Genomic DNA, 18,715 nt, shown 5'->3' on the forward strand with positions numbered 1-18,715 from the left:
GGCCCGCCCGGGCCGGGGCTTCCTCAGTGGGTGGTTACGGCAGGTTCCTTGCCATCACGATCCGCTGGACTTGGTTCGTGCCTTCGTAAATCTGGGTGATCTTGGCGTCGCGCATCATGCGTTCCACCGGGTAGTCACGCGTGTAGCCGTAGCCGCCGAGGAGTTGGACGGCGTCCGTGGTGACCTCCATGGCGACGTCGGAGGCGAAGCACTTCGCCGCCGCGCCCTGGAAGGTCAGGTCGGCGTCGCCGCGCTCGGAGGCGGCCGCGGCCTGGTAGGTGAGGGCGCGGGCGGCGGCGATCTTCATCGCCATGTCGGCGAGCATGAACTGGATGCCCTGGAAGTCGCCGATCGGCTTGCCGAACTGCTTGCGTTCCTGGACGTAGCCCTTGGCGTAGTCCAGGGCGCCCTGGGCGACACCGAGGGCCTGGGCCGCGATGGTGATGCGGGTGTGGTCCAGGGTCTTCATCGCCGTGGCGAAGCCGGTGCCCTCCGCGCCGATCATGCGGTCGGCGGGGATGCGGACGTTGTCGAAGTAGACCTCACGGGTCGGCGAGCCCTTGATGCCGAGCTTCTTCTCCGGGGCGCCGAAGGAGACGCCCTCGTCCGACTTCTCCACGACGAACGCCGAGATGCCCTTCGAGCGCTTCGAGGGATCCGTCACCGCCATCACCGTGTAGTACTCGCTGACGCCCGCGTTGGTGATCCAGCGCTTGACGCCGTTGAGCACGTAGTGGTCGCCGTCGCGGACCGCCTTCGTCTTCATGCCGGCCGCGTCGGAGCCCGCCTCCGGCTCGGAGAGGCAGTACGAGAACATCGCCTCGCCCTTGGCGAGCGGGGTCAGGTACTTCTTCTTCAGTTCCTCGCCGCCGGAGAGGATCACCGGGAGCGAGCCAAGCTTGTTCACCGCCGGGATGAGAGAGGAGGAGACACAGGCGCGGGCCACCTCCTCGATCACGATGACCGTGGCAAGCGCGTCGGCGCCGGCACCGCCGTACTCCTCAGGGACGTGCACGGCCTGCAAGTCGTTGGCGACCAGGGCGTCGAGTGCCTCCTGCGGGAAGCGGGCCTCCTCGTCCACCGCGGCCGCATACGGGGCGATCTTCGCCTCGACCAGCGCACGGACGACGTCACGGAGCATGTCGTGCTCCTCGGACGGGCGGTACAGGTCGAAGTCAGCCGATCCGGCCAAGGTCTCTCACTCCAGACGCAGTGGTGCTGACGCTAATTACTGTTAAGTAACTCAAAGTTTAGAACGGCGCCCACAGAACGGTGACGTGAGCTTGACGACAGCGGGAAAGTTGCCCGCAGGAGGGCCCGGTTATGCTCGGCCCCGCAGCAGCACAAACGTCCCCGAGCTGGAGCATCCATGAGCCTCAAGATCACTGTGATCGGCACCGGTTACCTCGGCGCCACGCATGCCGCGGCCATGGCGGAGCTGGGCTTTGAAGTGCTGGGCCTCGACGTCGTACCCGAGAAGATCGCCATGCTGGAGCGCGGCGAGACCCCGATGTACGAGCCGGGCCTCGACGAGCTGCTGCGCAGGCATGTGGCGGGCTTCGAGGGCTCCTCCGGGCGGCTGCGCTTCACCACCGACTGGGCCGAGGTGGGCGCCTTCGGAGACGTCCACTTCGTCTGTGTGAACACCCCGCAGAAGCACGGCGAGTACGCCTGCGACATGTCCTACGTCGACTCCGCGATCGCGTCGCTGGCCCCGCATCTCACCGGGCCCGCGCTCGTCGTCGGCAAGTCGACCGTGCCGGTCGGTTCGGCGGAGCGGCTGGCCGCCTACCTCGCCGAGAACGCGCCCGTCGGCGCCGAGGCCGAGCTGGCCTGGAACCCGGAGTTCCTGCGGGAGGGCTTCGCCGTCCAGGACACCCTGCACCCCGACCGGATCGTGGTCGGCGTGCACAGCGAGCGCGCCGAGAAGCTGCTGCGCGAGGTGTACGCGACGCCGGTGGGCGAGGGCACGCCGTTCGTGGTGACCGACTTCCCGACGGCCGAGCTGGTGAAGACGTCCGCGAACTCCTTCCTCGCCACGAAGATCTCCTTCATCAACGCGATGGCCGAGGTGTGCGAGGCGGCGGGCGGTGACGTGGCCAAGCTGGCCGAGGCGATCGGGCACGACGACCGGATCGGGAAGAAGTTCCTGCGCGCCGGGATCGGGTTCGGCGGCGGCTGCCTGCCCAAGGACATCCGCGCCTTCATGGCCCGCGCGGGTGAACTGGGCGCAGACCAGGCGCTGACCTTCCTGCGCGAGATCGACTCCATCAACATGCGGCGCCGGGGGCAGATGGTCGAGATGGCCCGGGAGGCGCTGGGCGGCGCGTCGTTCCTCGGGAAGCGGGTCGCGGTGCTCGGCGCGACGTTCAAGCCGGACTCGGACGACGTACGGGACTCGCCGGCGCTGAACGTCGCCGGGCAGATCCATCTGCAGGGCGGGCAGGTGACGGTGTACGACCCGAAGGGGATGGAGAACGCCCGGCGGTTGTTCCCGACACTCGGCTACGCCGGTAGCGCCGTGGAGTGTGTGCGGGGGGCCGATGTGGTGCTGCACCTCACCGAGTGGCGGGAGTTCCGGGAGCTGGACGCGGCGGCACTGGGTGAGGTGGCCTCGTCGAAGGTGATCCTCGACGGGCGTAACGCTCTGGAGCCGGAGGCCTGGCGGCGGGCGGGGTGGACGTACCGCGCCATGGGGCGCCCCACCGCATAGGTCTCAGGGTGTTCGGACGACACCGGTTCGGCCGAGGCTCAGTCGGCCGAACCGGTGTCTTGTGTGCATTCTGCACCACGCGACCCACGCGTGGCCGGTGAACTGCCTGTGCCTTACCCCTCCTTGGCACGGTACCGGCGCATCTTCGCGCGCGCCCCGCACACCTGCATGGAGCACCAGCGGCCGCGTCCTGCCGGGCTGCGGTCGTAGTACGCCCAGTGGCAGGTGGCGGCCTCGCAGGCTTTGAGGCGAGTCCACGTGCCCTCGACCAGGGCACCGGCGACCGCCGCCGCGATGCGGGAGAGGAGCGGGCCGCCGTCGGCGGGGGCGAGGCCGGCCGAGCCGTCGGCCGGGTCCACGGTGACATGGAGGGGGGCGTCGGCCAGCAGCTCTCCCAGCGGGGTCACCTCGCGGTGCGGGGGGTGGTCGGCGTGGGCGAGGAGCGTGGCGCGCAGCGACTCGCGCAGCGCGCGGGCGGGTGAGAGCTCGGCCTCCGTGATGCCGAGGCGCGCCCTGCCGTCCGGCGTGTCGAGCGCGTCGGCGCCCGACTCGATGTCCAGCGTGTTCACCAGGGCCTCGACCAGGGCCAGGCCGCCCGGCGCGGGCGATCTCTCACTCATCCCTGCAAGCTACCTCCCGAATTCACTTGCGAGGTTACCTCCACTGGGGGAGCATGCGGTAACGGTGACCGGTTACCCGTCTCTACAGGTAACCGGTCGACTCGGACTTCGAGGAGGAAGTCATGGCTCTCGCCAAGCTCGGTGTCGTCGTCCTGGACTGTCCCGACCCGCCCGCGCTCGCCGGTTTCTACGCCGGGGTGCTGGGCGGCAGCGTCGAGGGGGACGAGGAGTGGGTGGACCTGAAGGTGCCCGGCGGGCAGGCGCTGGCCTTCCAGAAGGCGCCCGGTTTCGTGGCGCCGCAGTGGCCCGCGCCCGACGACTCGCAGCAGTTCCACCTCGACCTGGTGGTGGACGACCTGGACACGGCCGAGAAGGGGGTGCTGGAGTTGGGCGCCAAGCCGCTGGACGCGACGGACAGGGCGCGCAGCTTCCGGGTGTACGCCGACCCGGCGGGGCACCCGTTCTGTCTCTGCGCCTGCTGAACCCAGGGAGGACTCATGGCGATCGTCGCCCGTCTGCGCAACGTAGTGATCGACTGCCCCGACCCGCACGCACTGGCCGACTTCTACGCCGCCGTGGCGGGTGGCACCCCGGTGGCCGAGGACGACACGTGGGTCGTACTGCAGGTACCGGACGGACCGCGGCTGGGCTTCCAGCGGGCAGAGGGGTACACGCCGCCCGAGTGGCCGCGGGCCGGCCAGAACTCCCAGCAGTTCCACCTCGACTTCGACGCGGGGGCGACCTGGGAGGAGGTCGACGCGGCGCACGAGAAGGTGCTGGCGCTGGGGGCGCGGCCGCTGGACCTGGAGGACCGGGAGAAGAAGGACTTCCAGGTGTACGCCGATCCGGCCGGTCATCCCTTCTGCCTGTGCCGGATCCCCTGATCAGGCGATCCGCTTCGCCGGCCGCCCGGCCGGGCTCACGCCTCCGGGTCGGCCGGTCGCGCCGGGGCCGGTTCGTGGCGACGTTGGGCCGCGCGGGCGGTGAAGTCGGCGCTGCGTAGGACCCGCTGGACGTTCTCCCAGGTCAGCAGCGACAGCTCGGTCTCGGACCAGCCTCGCCGGAGCAGTTCGGCGATGAGGTACGGGTAGCGGGAGGTGTCGGAGAGGTCGCGGGGGTGGGCGGCGCCGGAGTCGTAGCTGCCGGACAGGGCGACGCACTCGGGGCCGGCGACGATTCGGACGTGGTCGAGGTGGTCGGCGACGTCCCGGACGCCCTGCCCGCTCTGCTCGGCGGTCAGCGGCACCATGCACAGGCCCCGCTGCTCGCCGAGCTGCGCGAGCAGTGCGTCGGAGAGGTTGGCGGGGTGCGGGCGTACGGCCGCGGCGGCGGAGCGGGTGCACAGGACCGGCGTCTTGGAGAGGGCGAGCACACGGGCGAGGACGGTCTCCGGGGCGCCGGACAGGTCGGCGAGCACACCGACCCGGTTCATCTCGCGGATCACTTCCTCGCCGAACCGGGTCAGCCCCTCCCTGTCCGCCCAGTCGGCGCCGGCCAGGGAGAGCACGCGCAGGCCGAGGGAGTTCAGGACGCGCAGGATGCCGAGGGAGTCGTCGACGGCGGCGGCGGAGGCGGGGCCGAGCACCACGGCGACGCGACCGCAGTTACGGGCGTCGATGACCTGCCCGGCGGTGCGCACCAGCCGGAGCCCCTCCGGGTGCCTTCCGACCACCCGGCGTGCCAGGTCCAGCTGTTCCAGCGTGGCTCCCACGGCCCGGTCGCCGCGCTCCTCCTCCGACAGGTCCAGCGACCAGAACAGCGCGCCCACGTGCCCTTCGCGCAGCCGGGGCACGTCCGTGTCCACGGCCGCCTCGCCCAGCTCCAGGTCGTACCAGGGCAACGGCTCGAGCGCGCGCGGCAGCCCGCTGTAGCCGTCCGCGACCGGATACGCGGCCAGCAGGGCATGGGCCCGTTCCAGGAACTCGGCGTCGGGCACCACCGGGAACGGGTCGTCCGGGAGGCTGTCGTCCCCGCCGACCTCGGTCGTGGTGGGGCGGTCGTCCTGGAGGTCGGCCATGGCGGGCTCCGTACGTCGTCGTGAGCTACGTCGTGATGGGGCTGTAGCCCACCGTCGCATGGCCGCCCGGGAGGGTTCCTGGTGGATGGGGCGTTCGGGGGTACGGCCGCCCTCATGGCGGAGGTGACGGAGCCGGTGACCGCCGGGATCGGGGCGGGGCCGACGGTGACACCGACCACCCCGCCCTCGCCGGTCAGCCGTCCAGTTCGGAGATGGTCGCGTGGGACGGGCCGCGCGTGGCCTGAAGGTCCCGGGCCACGTCCTCCGCCGCGCCCAGTACGCGGACCGCGTTCTGCCAGGTGAGCTTGGCCAGGTCGGGGCGGGACCAGCCGCGGTCGAGGAGCTCCGCGATCAGGTTGGGGTAGCCCGAGACGTCGTTCAGGCCCTCTGGGGTGAAGGCCGTGCCGTCGTAGTCGCCGCCGATGCCGATGTGGTCGATGCCGGCGGCCTCGCGCATGTGGTCGAGGTGGTCGGCGACCGTGGCGGCCGTAGCGATCGGGCGGGGGTGGCTCTCCTCGAAGGCCCGGTGGACCTTCATCGCGTCCTCGGTGGTGTCGAGGTGGTGGAAGCCGTGCGCGCGCATGTTGTCGTCGGCCGCCGCCGTCCAGTCGACCGCTGCCTGGAGCACGAACTTCGGCACGAACGTCACCATGGCCAGACCGCCGTTGGCGGGGAGGCGTTCGAGGACGTCGTCAGGGATGTTGCGGGGGTGGTCGCAGACGGCCCGGGAGGAGGAGTGGGAGAAGACCACCGGGGCGGTGGTGGTGTCGAGCGCGGCCCGCATGGTCGTCGCGGCCACATGGGAGAGGTCGACCAGCATGCCCAGGCGGTTCATCTCCCTCACCACCTCGCGGCCGAAGGACGACAGACCGCCGACGTTCGGCTCGTCCGTCGCCGAGTCCGCCCAGTCGTTGTTGTCGTTGTGGGTGAGCGTCATGTAGCGCACGCCGAGGGCGTACAGGCCACGCAGCGTGCCCAGCGAGTTGTCGATGGAGTGGCCCCCCTCCGCGCCCATGAGGGAGGCGATCCGGCCCTCTGCGCGGGCCGCCTCCATGTCGGCGGCGGTCAGCGCGGCCCGCAGGTCGGCGGGGTAACGGGCGATCAACTGTCGTACGCAGTCGATCTGTTCGAGGGTCGCCGGGACCGCGCCCGGCTGGTCCGAGCGGACGTACACCGACCAGAACTGCGCGCCCACCCCGCCCTCGCGCAGGCGCGGGATGTCGGTGTGCAGATGCGCGTTCTGGTGGGTGGCGATGTCACGGGCGTCGAGGTCGTAGCGGACCTGCTCGCGCAGTGCGTAGGGCAGGTCGTTGTGGCCGTCGACGACCGGAAACTCGCGCAGCAGGGACCGGGCTTCGTCGAGAGAGGTCATTGCGTACTGCTTCCCTGTGTCCTACTTGCCGAAGCCGAAGCCGGCGGAGCCGCCCTCGACCTTTGCCCGCAGCCGCTTGCCCTTCTCGGTCGCCTGGTCGTTGAGGTCCTGCTGGAAGTCGCGCATCCGGGCCAGGAGGTCCTCGTCGTGCGTGGCCAGGATGCGGGCGGCCAGCAGGCCCGCGTTACGGGCGCCGGCGACCGAGACCGTGGCGACCGGGACACCGGCCGGCATCTGCACGATCGACAGGAGGCTGTCCATGCCGTCGAGGTACTTCAGCGGGACCGGGACGCCGATGACCGGGAGGGGGGTGACGGAGGCGAGCATGCCGGGCAGATGGGCTGCACCGCCCGCACCCGCGATGATCACCTTCAGGCCGCGCTCCGCCGCCTGCTCGCCGTAGGTCACCATCTCGCGCGGCATGCGGTGCGCGGAGACGACGTCGACCTCGTACCCGATTTCGAACTCGTCCAGCGCCTTCGCGGCGGCCTCCATGACGGGCCAGTCGGAGTCCGACCCCATGACGATGCCAACAACGGGGCTCATTCGGTGATCGTCCCTCTCAGGTAGCCGGCAGCGTGACGTGCGCGTTCGAGAACGTCGTCCAGGTCGTCGCCGTAGGTGTTGACGTGGCCCACCTTGCGGCCGGGCTTCACGTCCTTGCCGTACATGTGGATCTTCAGTTTGGGGTCGCGGGCCATGCAGTGCAGGTACGCGGAGTACATGTCGGAGTAGTCGCCGCCGAGGACGTTGACCATGACCGTCCACCTGGCGCGCGGGCGCGGGTCGCCGAGGGGCAGGTCGAGGACGGCGCGGACGTGGTTGGCGAACTGCGAGGTGATCGCGCCGTCCTGGGTCCAGTGGCCGGAGTTGTGCGGGCGCATCGCCAGCTCGTTGACGAGGATGCGGCCGTCGCGGGTCTGGAACAGCTCGACGGCCAGGTGGCCGACCACGCCCAGTTCCTTGGCGATCCGCAGCGCCATCTCCTCGGCCCGCAGGGCGAGGGACTCGTCCAGGTCGGGGGCGGGCGCGATGACCGTGTCACAGACGCCGTTCACCTGCTGGGACTCGACCACCGGGTAGGCGACGGCCTGGCCGTGCGGGGAGCGTACGACGTTGGCGGCGAGCTCGCGGACGTAGTCGACCTTCTCCTCGGCGAGGACGGGCACACCGGCGCGGAACGGGTCGGTGGCCTCCTCGGCGGTCTCCACGACCCACACGCCCTTGCCGTCGTAGCCGCCGCGGACGGTCTTCAGTACGACGGGGAAGCCGTCGCCCTCGGCCGCGAACCGGACGACGTCCTCCGGGTCGGCCACGATCCGGTGGCGCGGGCAGGGGATGCCGATCGCGTCGAGCTTCGCCCGCATCACGCCCTTGTCCTGGGCGTGCACGAGCGCGTCGGGACCTGGGCGCACGGGGATGCCGTCCGCCTCCAGGGCCCTCAGATGCTCGGTGGGCACATGCTCGTGATCGAAGGTGATCACGTCGCAGCCGCGCGCGAAGGAACGCAGTGTCTCCAGGTCGCGGTAGTCGCCGATGACGACATCGCTCACCACCTGGGCCGCGGAATCCTGAGGGGTGTCACTGAGGAGCTTGAACCTGATGCCCAACGGGATGCCCGCTTCGTGCGTCATACGCGCGAGCTGGCCCCCGCCGACCATGCCGACTACCGGGAACGTCACGCCCCCAGGGTATCGGCCGCGCCACGGTGGCCGGTTTCCGCGCCCCCGACCAGGGCTCTTACCCGTCGCTTCGCCGTCTCTTGCCCCGCTTTTCCCGTGCTCTTTCCGAGCTGTTCCCGATCTGTGTCGCCATCCACAGGCGTGGGACATTCCGGGTCGTTAGCATGGGTTGGTCGCCAATACCTACGGACGGGAGCCCGAACAACCATGGAACGTGGTTCCTCGGGCCTGCAACGGCTCGCACGCGAGGTCGCCAAATTCGGCGCCGTCGGCGCTGCCGGCATTCTCGTCAATCTCGGCGTCTTCAACCTGGTCCGGCATGTCACCGACCTGCCGGTGGTGCGGGCGAGCGTCATAGCGACCGTCGTCGCCATCGTCTTCAACTACATCGGCTTCCGCTACTGGACGTACCGGGACCGTGACAAGGGCGGCCGCACCAAGGAACTCACGCTGTTCCTGCTGTTCAGCGCGGTCGGCCTGGTGATCGAGAACGGTGTGCTGTATCTGGCGACCTACGGTTTCGGCTGGGACAGCCCGCTGCAGAGCAACGTCTTCAAGTTCGTCGGTATCGGCGTGGCGACGCTGTTCCGCTTCTGGTCGTACCGCTCCTGGGTGTTCAAGGCGCTCCCTGTCCGCGAGACGGTCGCGAAGGCGGAGTCGATCCTGGAGGAGGCCGCCGACTCCGACAAGCCTCAGCCCCAGCAGCGGGTCTCCTAGCGGACCATCGGCCGGTTGTCGTCAGGCTTCTTGTGTGCCGGTGGGGTGCGGGACAGGAACAGGCCGAACACCGGCGGCTGGGCCTGGAGCAGTTCCAGGCGGCCGCCGTCGGCCTCCGCGAGGTCACGGGCGACGGCCAGCCCGATCCCGGTGGAGTTACGGCCGCTGATCGTGCGCTCGAAGATGCGGTTGCCGAGGTCGGCGGGCACTCCGGCCCCCTCGTCGGTCACCTCCACCACCGCCTGGTTGCCGGTGACCCGGGTGCGCAGGGCGACCGTGCCGCCGCCGTGCATCAGCGAGTTCTCGATCAGCGCCGCCAGCACCTGCGCGACCGCGCCGGGTGTGCCCACCGCCCGCAGATGCCGCTTGCCGGAGCTGACGATGGCCCGGCCCGCGCTGCGGTAGGCGGGCCGCCACTCGGCGAGCTGCTGCTGGATGACCTCGTCGAGGTCGAAGGTGACGGCGGAGCCGGTGCGCGGGTCGCGGGAGTTCGTCAGCAGCCGCTCGACGACGTCCGTCAGCCGCTCCACCTGCGTCAACGCCACGTTCGCCTCCTCCTTCACGGTGTCCGGGTCGTCGGTGAGGGTGATCTCCTCGAGCCGCATGGACAGCGCGGTGAGCGGAGTGCGCAGCTGGTGGGAGGCGTCGGCGGCCAGCCGCCGCTCGGCGGTGAGCATCCGCCCGATCCGCTCGGCGGAGGAGTCGAGGACATCGGCGACCCGGTCCAGCTCCGGGACGCCGTACCGCTTGTGCCGGGGCCGCGGATCGCCGGAGCCCAGCCGCTCGGCGGTCTCGGCGAGGTCGGTGAGCGGGGAGGCGAGCCGGTTGGCCTGCCGGATGGCCAGCAGGACGGCGGCGATCACGGCGAGCAGCGCGACCGCCCCGATGATCAGCAGCGTACGGCCGACCTCCCGGGTCACCGTGGACCGCGGCTCCTGGACGGTGACCGTCTCGCCTTCCTCGCCGTCGACGGTGTAGTGGATGACATCGCCCTCGGGCTTGACCCCGAGCTCGATCGGCGCCTTGCCCGGGATCCGGATGACGGCGTACTGGTCCTTGCCGACCTGGCTGTGCAGTATCGCGGCGGTGACGTCCTCGTCCCCGAGGATGCGGCTGTCGACGATGCTGGCGAGCCGGAGCGCTTCGGAGTCCACCCGCTCCTGGGCACTGTTGCTGATGGTCCGCGACTCGACGATGACCAGGGACACACCGAACACGGCGATGACGACGAGCACGACGGCGAGGGTGGACTGGATCAGACGCCGCCGCACTTCAGCGCCCCTTCAGGGCCGCGATCAGCCCACGACGACGGCCGGTCGCGCACCCACCCGTGCCACCCACGACGAATCGCCCTTAGCTCTTCTCGAACCGGAAGCCCACACCACGCACGGTAGCGATGTACCGAGGGTTCGCCGCATCGTCGCCGAGCTTCTTCCGCAGCCACGAGATATGCATGTCGAGCGTCTTGGTCGACGACCACCACGTCGTGTCCCAGACCTCCCGCATCAGCTGGTCGCGCGTGACGACCCGCCCCGCGTCCCGCACCAGCACCCGCAGCAGGTCGAACTCCTTCGCGGTGAGCTGGAGTTCCTCGTCCCCCATCCACGCCCGGTGCGACTCGACGTCGATCCGCACACCGTGCGTGGCCGGCGGCTGCGCGGGCTCGGCGGCACCGCGGCGGAGCAGCGCCCGCACCCGGGCGAGCAGTTCGGCGAGGCGGAACGGCTTGGTGACGTAGTCGTCGGCGCCCGCGTCCAGGCCGACGACGGTGTCCACCTCGTCGGCCCGCGCGGTCAGGATGAGGATCGGTACGGCGTGGCCCTCGGCACGCAGTCGGCGCGCGACCTCCAGGCCGTCCATGCCGGGCAGTCCGAGGTCCAGCACGACCAGGTCGATGCCGCCCTGGATTCCGGCGTCGAGCGCGGTGGGTCCGTCCTCGCGCACCTCGACCTCGTAACCTTCCCGGCGCAGTGCGCGGGCCAGCGGCTCCGAGATGGACGCGTCGTCCTCGGCGAGCAGTACACGGGTCATGAGGTGATGGTAGTCCGACTACGCGCTGTGCCGGGGTGTGATCGGCACCAGGGATTCTTACCTTGGGGCACAGTGGTACGAACCTGTGAGCGAGAGGTGAGACCGTGGAAGGTGCCTTCGAAAGCGGGTGCACGGTTCCCCCGACACCTGTGATCCGTGTCTCAAGTCCTTCCATATCCACCAGTGTCCTGACGTACAGTGACGTGAACGCCTGTAGTACACCCGGGGACCTTTGGTGGGCTTCTTGACCCTGAAGGTCTCTTTTGTGTGCGGGTCGGCCCCGGCCGGCCTTGAAAGGAATGACCTCTGGCCGGGCTCCGGACGCGACACAGCGTCACGGGGCGTGGATCCCGGTGGTCGCCGTCCGCCGCTCCGTGATCCGGGGTGGGCTCCCCTGGGCGTGGGGTGGACGGTCCGACCCGCCGGTGCCGGCCGCTCCCCCCACGGGCGCGCAGAGCCCCACCGCGCGTCCCGACCAGCAAGGAACGACCCATGGCGTCCAGCCTGACGAAGGACTCGGTCCGACCGGGCACCCCCGGTTCCGAGAAGACCTTCTTCGGCCACCCCCGCGGACTGGCCACTCTCTTCATGACCGAGATGTGGGAGCGGTTCTCCTACTACGGCATGAAGGCCCTGCTCCCGCTGTACCTGGTCGCCCCCGGCGGCCTGCACATGAGCGCGGCCACGGCGACGGCGATCTACTCCGTGTACCTGTCGCTCGTGTACCTGCTCGCCCTGCCGGGCGGCTGGTTCGCCGACCGTGTCCTCGGCCCCCGTAAGACGGTCGCCGTCGCGGGCGTGATCATCATGCTCGGCCACCTGACGCTGGCGCTGCCCAGCGCCGGTACGTTCTTCGCGGGCCTCGGCCTGGTCGCGATCGGCTCCGGTCTGCTGAAGGCCAACATCTCCACGATGGTCGGTCACCTGTACGGCGGTCCGGACGACCCGCGCCGTGACGGTGGCTTCACGCTCTTCTACATCGGCATCAACCTGGGCGCCTTCGCCGCGCCGCTGGTCATCGGCACGGTCGGCGAGAACTACAACTGGCACCTCGGCTTCGCGCTGGCCGCGCTCGGCATGGCGCTGGGCCTCGCCCAGTTCCTGCTCGGCACCCGGCACCTGAGCTCGCGTTCGGACATCGTCCCGACGCCGCTGTCCGCCGCGGAGAAGAAGTCGACGCTGACGAAGGCGGGTCTGTGGGCCGCCGTAGCCGTCGTCTTCTACGCCGTCGTGGGTGGCTCCGGCGTCTACACGCTGAACTGGCTGCTGGTCCCGATCACGATCGCCGGTCTGCTGATCCCGGTCGTCGTCATCGCCCGCATCAAGCGCGACAAGGGCCTGGACCGCGCCGACCAGTCCAAGATGAGCGCGTACATCTGGTTCTTCGTGGCCGCGGCCGTCTTCTGGATGATCTACGACCAGGGTGGCTCGACCGTCTCCCTGTTCGCCGAGGCCTCCGCGAAGAACACCATCTTCGGCTGGGAGTTCCCGGTCTCCTGGTACCAGTCCGTCAACCCGGTCATGATCATGGCGTTCGCGCCGGTCTTCGCCTGGGCGTGGCTGGCGATGGCCCGGCGGGGCAAGGAGCCCAGCACGGCCGTGAAGTTCGCCGGTGGTCTGGTGCTGATCGGTGCGTCGTTCTTCCTGTTCCTCGCGCCGCTGTCGATCGCCGATGGCGGTCACAAGGCCGCGGCGATGTGGCTGGTCGGCATCTACTTCGTGCAGACCGTGGGTGAGCTGCTGCTCTCTCCGGTGGGTCTGTCCGTGACGACCAAGATGGCCCCGGCGAAGTACGCGTCCCAGATGATGGGTGTGTGGTTCCTGGCGGTCACCGCGGGCGACGCGACGACCGGTCTGCTGTCCATCGCCGGGGTCGACCTCAACAAGACGGGGATCGTGGCGTTCCAGGCGGTGCTGGCGGTTCTCGCCGGTGCGGCTGTGTGGATGTACCGCAAGAAGGTTCGGGAGCTCATGGGAGACGTTCACTGATCGTCTTCTGACAGAGGGCCACCGCATTCTCCGGAATGGGGTGGCCCTCTTGCCGTTCGGTCAACGGCCCCTACAAGCGGTGGATCACCTGGTCCTCTTGCGCGGCATGAACGTGAACACGGCGCCGCCCAGCAGGATCGCCGTTCCCGCCACCAGGCCGAGCGCCTTCACCGCGCCGTTGCTGCTGTCGCCCGTCTCCGCCAGGCCGCCGCTGCTGCTGGAGCCGCCGGAGGAGCCACCGGACGTCGACGACCCCCCCGACGCGCCGCCCGCCTGCCCGCTGGTGTCCAGCGTCAACGACACCTGCGTCTTCGTCGGCGTGCACGTGGTGGTCGTACCGAGCGCGTTGACCGTCAGCACACCCGGCGAGAGCGTGGACTTGCCGCTCGCGCCCGGCTTGTAGGTACCCGTCAGGTCGGGGATCTCGATCGGGTCGCCGGACTTGATCGCGGAGGAGTTCGTGGGGCCCTCCACATGGACCGTGCCCTTGTCGGCGCCGCCCAGGACCACCTCCATCGACGGTTTCACCGAGTCGGCCGGGATGTCCGCGGGGCTGTCCATCACCGACTTCTTGAACTGCACGGTGAGATCGAAGCTCCCGCCGTTCTTCCTGGCGTTGATCTGCACCGGCGAGGTCGCGTTCTTGTCGCCGATGGGCGTCTTGCAGGCGTAGGGGATCTCGACCTCCTTGCCCGTGAAGTCGGTCTGGCCGGTGCCCGTGCCGTCGGAGGCGGAGGCGGAGACCGAGTCGGACGGGGAGGCGGAAGCGGACTCCGACGCCGAGCCGGAGGGGGACGGGGACGCCGACGCGGACGTGCTGTCCGACGGTGTCGCCGAGTCGCTCGAACCGCTGCCGGTCACCTCGATCGTCGCCGCCTTCTGCACCGTCCCCGACGGGGTGCACACGGTGTCCGTCCCGTACGCGTTGACCTTGTACGCGTCCGGGGTGAGCGTCACCTCGCCGGGTGACGTCAGTTTCAGCGTGCCCGTCATGTCGGACAGCACCATGTCGCCGCCTTTGGGGATCGCCGGGTTCTCCCGCGGCCCCTGCAGGGCGATGTCGGCGGTCTGGGCGCCGGCCGCCTTGAGCGTGCCGGACGGCTGGACCGAGTTGGCGGGCAGGTCGATGATGTCCGGGTTCTTGGACGCGGCCTGCACGAACTTCCAGGTGATGTCGACCGTGTCGCCGACCTTCGCGGTGGCGGGCGCGGTGATCTCGACCTTCGTGGTCCCGTCGACGGGGTCGGCGACCCCGGCGGGCGGTACACAGTGGGTGGCGAACGACACCTCGGCCGCCTGTGCGGTCCCTGCGGCCGCGCCGAGCAGCACGCCCGCCCCGCCGAGGACCAGCGCGGCCGCCGCCGCACCCGCTCTGACCGGTGTCACTCTCCTTCGCATGGTCACGTGGTTCCCTTCCTGGTGGGAGTCGTGGGACTCGTGGAACTGCCGTCGTGCGGTGCGGAGAGCCGACCGGCCGCCGTGCCCGGACCGGAGTCCGGGGTGAACCACGGCAGGGTCGAGGTCGTGTCGGGCGCGGGCTCCGGCGCGCTCAGGCGCGGCAGGCGCAGGTTCGGGCGGTGCACGCCCCGGTGGCGGATGCCGCCGGCGCGGGGCGGTCGTACCCGGTCCACCACCGCCATGCCGATCCGGAAGACGGCGGCCGGTACGACCACGCAGAGCAGGATCCAGAACAGGGTCACGCCCCAGGGGCGGCCGACGCCCCAGGGCTGCTCGGCGAGCACCTCGCCGTCGTACCTGAGGGAGACGGTGTAGTCGCCGTGCGCCCCGGCGGAGAGTTCGACGGGCAGTTCGACCTGCGCCTTCTTGCCGGGTGCGAGGGTGCCGCGCCACTGCTGCTCGTCCCACTGGGGGGCGAACACGCCGTGGGCGGTGCCGACCTGGAAGACGGGGTCCTTGAGGGTGGTGGAGCCCGCGTTGCCGATGGTGAAGACGAGGGTGCGGGAGGGGGGTGCGCCGAACCAGGTCAGCAGGCCCGAGGAGCCGTCGAGGCGGGTGTCGGTGAGCATCGAGAGACGACCGCCGGTGGGGTCGGCGGGCAGCGCCTTCACGGGGTGCCCGGCGACCTTGAAGACTGTGTCCGCGTCGGCCTTCGCGCCGGTCACGGTGGCCACGTGCACCACGCAGGGGCAGGGCACCGGCGGTTCGGCGACCGGGAGTTGCTTGCCGAAGCCGCCGTTCGCGTCCGTGGTGACGGCCCGGCCGTCGGCGTTGGCGCAGGAGTTGGTGCCGCCGATCACGCCCCGGGCGGGGGTGGCCTGGCCGCAGATCAGCATCATCAGCAGGGTGTGCGGCCGCCAGCCGGTGCCGCTGACGGTGATCGAGCCGCCGGTGCCGGCCTGGGACTCGGAGACCCTGACGGCCGGCCCGTCGGCGGCCGCGGCCAGGGGCGTCAGAAGCAGCGAGAACAACGCCGCCAGCGCCGTCGATATCGCGATCGCACGCGCTCTCACCTCGCCGCTCCCGTCAACTCGGCTTCCATCGGCAGGCGTTCGGTCATGGGGTCGCCCCGGCGCCCGCGCAGTCGTACGACCGTCACGGCGGCGCCCGCCGTCAGCGCGCCCGCGGCTCCCGCGACCGCGCCCCAGGGCACGAACCGCGCCCGCGCGCCCGCCGTGTCGTGCGCGCCGCCCGCCGCCGTCGCCGTCAGCCGGACGTCGACCGCGTCCAGGGCGGGGTGCCCGAGCCAGGGCTCGCTGAGTTCGGTGCGGCTGCCCGGGGCCAGGCGGACCGGGAGGGTGCGCGGGGCCCGGTCGAGGAGGCCCCGGCCGAAGACACCGTCCGCGTGTACCGCGAGTTTCGGTACGAGGACGGTCGTACCCCGATTGACCAGCTCGTACGTGATGCGGTCACCGTGGACGGCGACATGTTCGACGGTCAGCGCGGTGAGGGTGGGGCCGCCGACGCGCAGCCGGACGCGGACGGTGGCGGTGCGGCCGTCGGCGTCCTCGGCGACGAGCGTGCCGGGGCGGTCGCCGGGGGCGTCACCGGCCGGGACGGTCACCGTGAAGGGGACGTCGGCGCGGGTGCGGGCGGGGACACGGACGCTCCGCTCGGCGAAGGTGACGGGGACGCCGGTGCCGGACAGCCCTACCGTGACCGGGTGCCCCCCGCGGTTGGTCACCGACACGGTGTCCTGGAGGACCGCCCCGGGGGCGCCCTCGGCGTAGAAGGACGGGCGCCCGCCGCCCGTGGGCGCGAGTGACCAGCCCTCGGCCGCCGCCGCGCGCGGGGCGGTGGCGAGCAGGGTCAGCACGGCGAGGCCGAGCACACGGATGGCGGACTGGGCGGACGGCATGGGCGGCTCCAGCGGTCGGACCCTCGGGGTCAGCGGCGTACGGGCTGGTTCCGCCGGGTCAGCCAGAGGGCGCCGGCCGCGCCCGCGAGCAGCACGGTGCCGCCGAGGGTGCCGAGGGCGACGAACGAGTCCTCGGGGCCGGTCTTCGGGAGGGTGCCCGCGGAGTCGGCGCCGGTGTTGCCGGAGGACGACGACCCGGAGCCGGTGGAGCCACCGCCCGCGGCGGTCACGTCCAGGGTGAGGGACGGGCCCGGGTTGTTGCCGGGGGTGCAGGTCGTCGTCGTACCCAGTGCCTTGATGGTGAGCGTGCCCGCCGTGAAGGTCACCTTGCCGGTCTTCTTCGGGGTGTAGGTGCCACTCAGGTCATTGATCCTGATGGGGGTGTTGGCGGGTATCGCGGCCTGGTTGGGCGAGCCGGTCACGTTCAGGGTCCCGCTGTCGGCGCCGCCCAGTTTGATGGTGGCGCTCGGGTTCATCGCGCCCTTGCCGAGTTCGACGGGGCTGGAGGAGACCCCCTTCTGCCAGGACATCGTGATCTTGTAGCCGCTGTCGCTCTGGACGCCCTTGATGTCGATCGGGGAGACGGCGCTCTTGTCGCCGATCGGCGTCTTGCAGGCGTAGTTGACGTCGACGACGGTGGCGTGCGCCGCCGGAGCGGCGAGCAGCACGGCCGAGCCGGCCAGGGCGGCGGCGGACGCGAGCACGGCGGTGCGTTTCGGGTACGACGACACGGGCGGTCCACCCCATTCGCTACTGACGAGGTATCAGATTCGGCCGTCAAGGTACGCCGGGGCACATGAGGAGGGAAGAGAAAGGGCGTGACGGAAGTGTGGGGATGCCGAAGCGCCCCGCAAGGGGCGCGGGATCGCGAACGGGGACGAGGCGTCTCCCCTTACGCGGGCGCCCCCAGCTCCGCCCAGACAGTCTTGCCGGCCGCCCCGGACGCCCGTACAACCCCCCAGTCCAGGCACAGCCGCTGCACGATGAACATTCCGTGGCCCCCCGGCCGCCCCGCCCGATGCGGGGTCCGGGGCGCCGGCTGCCCGGCCCCCCGGTCGGTCACCTCCACCCGGATCACCTTGTTGTCGCAGACCAGGAGCAGCTCGTCCGGCCCCTCCGCATGCAGGCACGCGTTGGTGACGAGTTCCGAGACGACCAGCAGCACATCCTCGGCGGCGGCCCTGCGGTCGGCGGACGCGGCCGGCAGCCAGCCCCACGCATGCAGCGCTTGGCGGGTGAAGTCACGGGCGAGCGGTACGACCCCGCTCTCGCCGACGAGGCTCAGCCTGCGGACCTGACGACCCCCCGACGAGGCGGACGGCACGTCGGACGCCGCCGCCTCGGACGCCTCGGAAACGCCGCTGGTCTCCGGGCCGCGGTCGCCCGGCGGGTAAGGCCGGGTGGTGCTCATCAGCGCTTCACCTCACCGTTTCACCGGTTCACGATTCACAATTTCGCGTTGTTGCGGTTCGTACGGGCCTGTCCACATGACCCACTCAACCGTGGGCCGGGTCGGTCGCCGACAGATCCAGAATGTCTCCTGCCCGGGCGATCCGCCGGGACACCCCCCGGTTATGAACACGGGGCCAGACTCAGCTCCCGTTGTCGGTTTCGCCGGATTCGCCGGCAAGGGCCGCCCCGACGGAGTCATGGACGGTGAAGACCGCCTCAGCTCCCGTGATCTCGAACACTCGGGCGACGACGGGCAGCATCCCGGCGAGATGCACCCCGCCTCCGGCGGCCTCGGCCCGCAGCCGGGCGCCGAGCAGCACGTTCAGCCCGGTGGAGTCGCAGAACTCAAGACGTGAGCAGTCGACGACAAGGCGTGAGAACCCCTTGTCGAGGAGATCGTCGAGCGGCTCGCGCAGCAGATCGGCGGTGTGGTGATCGAGCTCACCCGCCGGAATCACGACGGCGCTGGGGCCCACTTCCCGCACCTCCACCAGCAGCCGGCCCGACTGTGCGCTGCCGACCGTCCCGTGGTCCATTGCCGTCTCTCTCCCGAGGTCGTGACCGCTTTTACCACCGTCTGACCGATGTCTGACGATGTCCTCCGATGTCCGCCGAACGCGGCGGCGACGCCATCGAACATTACGCCTTCTCCACGCACTCCGACACCCGAACAATCTCCCACAATTGGACAAATGCTAATAGAACGGACTTGCGAGTGGCTCAGTGAACCGGGTAGGGCTAGTAGCGACACGAAAACCGACACGCCGGCTTTGGAGGCGCCGCACACCGCAGTGCACGCACGGCTT

Annotated in this window: 19 protein-coding genes; 5 read left to right on the plus strand and 14 right to left on the minus strand. The window is 70.6% G+C overall.

Annotation, left to right across the window (positions count from 1 at the left end; all coding sequences use genetic code 11):
* Positions 1-34: 34 nt before the first annotated feature.
* A complete protein-coding gene (locus tag ACZ7OO_RS17570; protein ID WP_471505597.1) occupies positions 35-1,192 on the minus strand; it encodes an acyl-CoA dehydrogenase in 1,158 nt (385 codons plus the stop codon).
* A gap of 177 nt (positions 1,193-1,369) precedes the next feature.
* On the opposite strand from ACZ7OO_RS17570, the gene ACZ7OO_RS17575 reads away from it, so the two are divergent.
* Positions 1,370-2,713, plus strand: a complete 1,344-nt coding sequence (locus ACZ7OO_RS17575; protein ID WP_471505598.1) for a UDP-glucose dehydrogenase family protein — start codon at positions 1,370-1,372, stop codon at positions 2,711-2,713.
* 113 nt (positions 2,714-2,826) lie between these two features.
* On the opposite strand, the gene ACZ7OO_RS17580 is transcribed toward ACZ7OO_RS17575, so the two are convergent.
* Complete coding sequence (locus ACZ7OO_RS17580) at positions 2,827-3,333, minus strand: CGNR zinc finger domain-containing protein (RefSeq protein WP_471505599.1); 507 nt, start codon at positions 3,331-3,333, stop codon at positions 2,827-2,829.
* Positions 3,334-3,455: 122 nt separating this feature from the next.
* Here ACZ7OO_RS17580 and ACZ7OO_RS17585 point away from each other — a divergent pair, with 122 nt between their 5' ends.
* Positions 3,456-3,815 (plus strand): VOC family protein, encoded by a 360-nt coding sequence (locus tag ACZ7OO_RS17585; protein WP_471505600.1) that lies wholly within the window; start codon positions 3,456-3,458, stop codon positions 3,813-3,815.
* A gap of 15 nt (positions 3,816-3,830) precedes the next feature.
* On the plus strand, positions 3,831-4,217 hold the full coding sequence (locus tag ACZ7OO_RS17590) for a VOC family protein (RefSeq protein WP_471505601.1): 387 nt from the start codon (positions 3,831-3,833) through the stop codon (positions 4,215-4,217).
* A 35-nt stretch (positions 4,218-4,252) separates the two neighbouring features.
* Here the strand turns inward: ACZ7OO_RS17590 and ACZ7OO_RS17595 are convergent, their stop codons facing one another.
* The 4 genes from ACZ7OO_RS17595 to ACZ7OO_RS17610 form a co-directional block, all read right to left on the minus strand.
* Positions 4,253-5,350, minus strand: coding sequence for a dipeptidase (locus ACZ7OO_RS17595; RefSeq protein WP_471505602.1), 1,098 nt, complete (start codon positions 5,348-5,350; stop codon positions 4,253-4,255).
* Positions 5,351-5,543: 193 nt separating this feature from the next.
* Positions 5,544-6,722 (minus strand): dipeptidase, encoded by a 1,179-nt coding sequence (locus ACZ7OO_RS17600; RefSeq protein ID WP_471505603.1) that lies wholly within the window; start codon positions 6,720-6,722, stop codon positions 5,544-5,546.
* Positions 6,723-6,743: 21 nt separating this feature from the next.
* Positions 6,744-7,268 (minus strand): 5-(carboxyamino)imidazole ribonucleotide mutase, encoded by a 525-nt coding sequence (gene purE, locus ACZ7OO_RS17605; RefSeq protein ID WP_471505604.1) that lies wholly within the window; start codon positions 7,266-7,268, stop codon positions 6,744-6,746.
* Positions 7,265-8,404 (minus strand): 5-(carboxyamino)imidazole ribonucleotide synthase, encoded by a 1,140-nt coding sequence (locus ACZ7OO_RS17610; RefSeq protein WP_471505605.1) that lies wholly within the window; start codon positions 8,402-8,404, stop codon positions 7,265-7,267. The genes purE and ACZ7OO_RS17610 overlap by 4 nt, the downstream gene beginning before the upstream one ends.
* 207 nt (positions 8,405-8,611) lie before the next feature.
* Here ACZ7OO_RS17610 and ACZ7OO_RS17615 point away from each other — a divergent pair, with 207 nt between their 5' ends.
* Complete coding sequence (locus ACZ7OO_RS17615) at positions 8,612-9,121, plus strand: GtrA family protein (RefSeq protein ID WP_471505606.1); 510 nt, start codon at positions 8,612-8,614, stop codon at positions 9,119-9,121.
* On the opposite strand, the gene ACZ7OO_RS17620 is transcribed toward ACZ7OO_RS17615, so the two are convergent.
* Positions 9,118-10,392 carry an ATP-binding protein gene (locus ACZ7OO_RS17620; protein WP_471505607.1) on the minus strand — a complete coding sequence of 425 codons (1,275 nt, stop codon included), beginning with the start codon at positions 10,390-10,392 and terminating at the stop codon, positions 9,118-9,120. The genes ACZ7OO_RS17615 and ACZ7OO_RS17620 overlap by 4 nt on opposite strands.
* 82 nt (positions 10,393-10,474) lie before the next feature.
* Entirely contained in the window at positions 10,475-11,152 is a 678-nt protein-coding gene (locus tag ACZ7OO_RS17625; protein ID WP_124003719.1) for a response regulator transcription factor, read from the minus strand.
* A gap of 492 nt (positions 11,153-11,644) precedes the next feature.
* Between ACZ7OO_RS17625 and ACZ7OO_RS17630 the strand changes: the two genes are divergently transcribed.
* The gene (locus ACZ7OO_RS17630) at positions 11,645-13,141 is read left to right on the plus strand and encodes an oligopeptide:H+ symporter (RefSeq protein ID WP_471505609.1); all 1,497 of its coding nucleotides are present in this window, start codon (positions 11,645-11,647) and stop codon (positions 13,139-13,141) included.
* 84 nt (positions 13,142-13,225) lie between these two features.
* Here ACZ7OO_RS17630 and ACZ7OO_RS17635 read toward each other — a convergent pair whose 3' ends face one another.
* The 6 genes from ACZ7OO_RS17635 to ACZ7OO_RS17660 all read right to left on the minus strand — a co-directional run bounded on the left by ACZ7OO_RS17635 (position 13,226) and on the right by ACZ7OO_RS17660 (position 18,445).
* The gene (locus tag ACZ7OO_RS17635; RefSeq protein WP_471505611.1) at positions 13,226-14,539 is read right to left on the minus strand and encodes a hypothetical protein; all 1,314 of its coding nucleotides are present in this window, start codon (positions 14,537-14,539) and stop codon (positions 13,226-13,228) included.
* 2 nt (positions 14,540-14,541) lie between these two features.
* On the minus strand, positions 14,542-15,612 hold the full coding sequence (locus ACZ7OO_RS17640) for a hypothetical protein (protein WP_471505613.1): 1,071 nt from the start codon (positions 15,610-15,612) through the stop codon (positions 14,542-14,544).
* Positions 15,609-16,457 (minus strand): COG1470 family protein, encoded by an 849-nt coding sequence (locus tag ACZ7OO_RS17645; protein ID WP_471505615.1) that lies wholly within the window; start codon positions 16,455-16,457, stop codon positions 15,609-15,611. Before ACZ7OO_RS17645 ends, ACZ7OO_RS17640 begins: the two co-directional genes overlap by 4 nt.
* Before the next feature lie 29 nt (positions 16,458-16,486).
* Complete coding sequence (locus ACZ7OO_RS17650; protein WP_471505617.1) at positions 16,487-17,188, minus strand: LPXTG cell wall anchor domain-containing protein; 702 nt, start codon at positions 17,186-17,188, stop codon at positions 16,487-16,489.
* A gap of 161 nt (positions 17,189-17,349) precedes the next feature.
* A complete protein-coding gene (locus ACZ7OO_RS17655; RefSeq protein WP_471505619.1) occupies positions 17,350-17,868 on the minus strand; it encodes an ATP-binding protein in 519 nt (172 codons plus the stop codon).
* 181 nt (positions 17,869-18,049) lie between these two features.
* Positions 18,050-18,445, minus strand: a complete 396-nt coding sequence (locus ACZ7OO_RS17660; protein WP_471505621.1) for an STAS domain-containing protein — start codon at positions 18,443-18,445, stop codon at positions 18,050-18,052.
* Positions 18,446-18,715 lie beyond the last annotated feature (270 nt).

Source organism: Streptomyces sp. NPDC111744, from assembly GCF_055634995.1.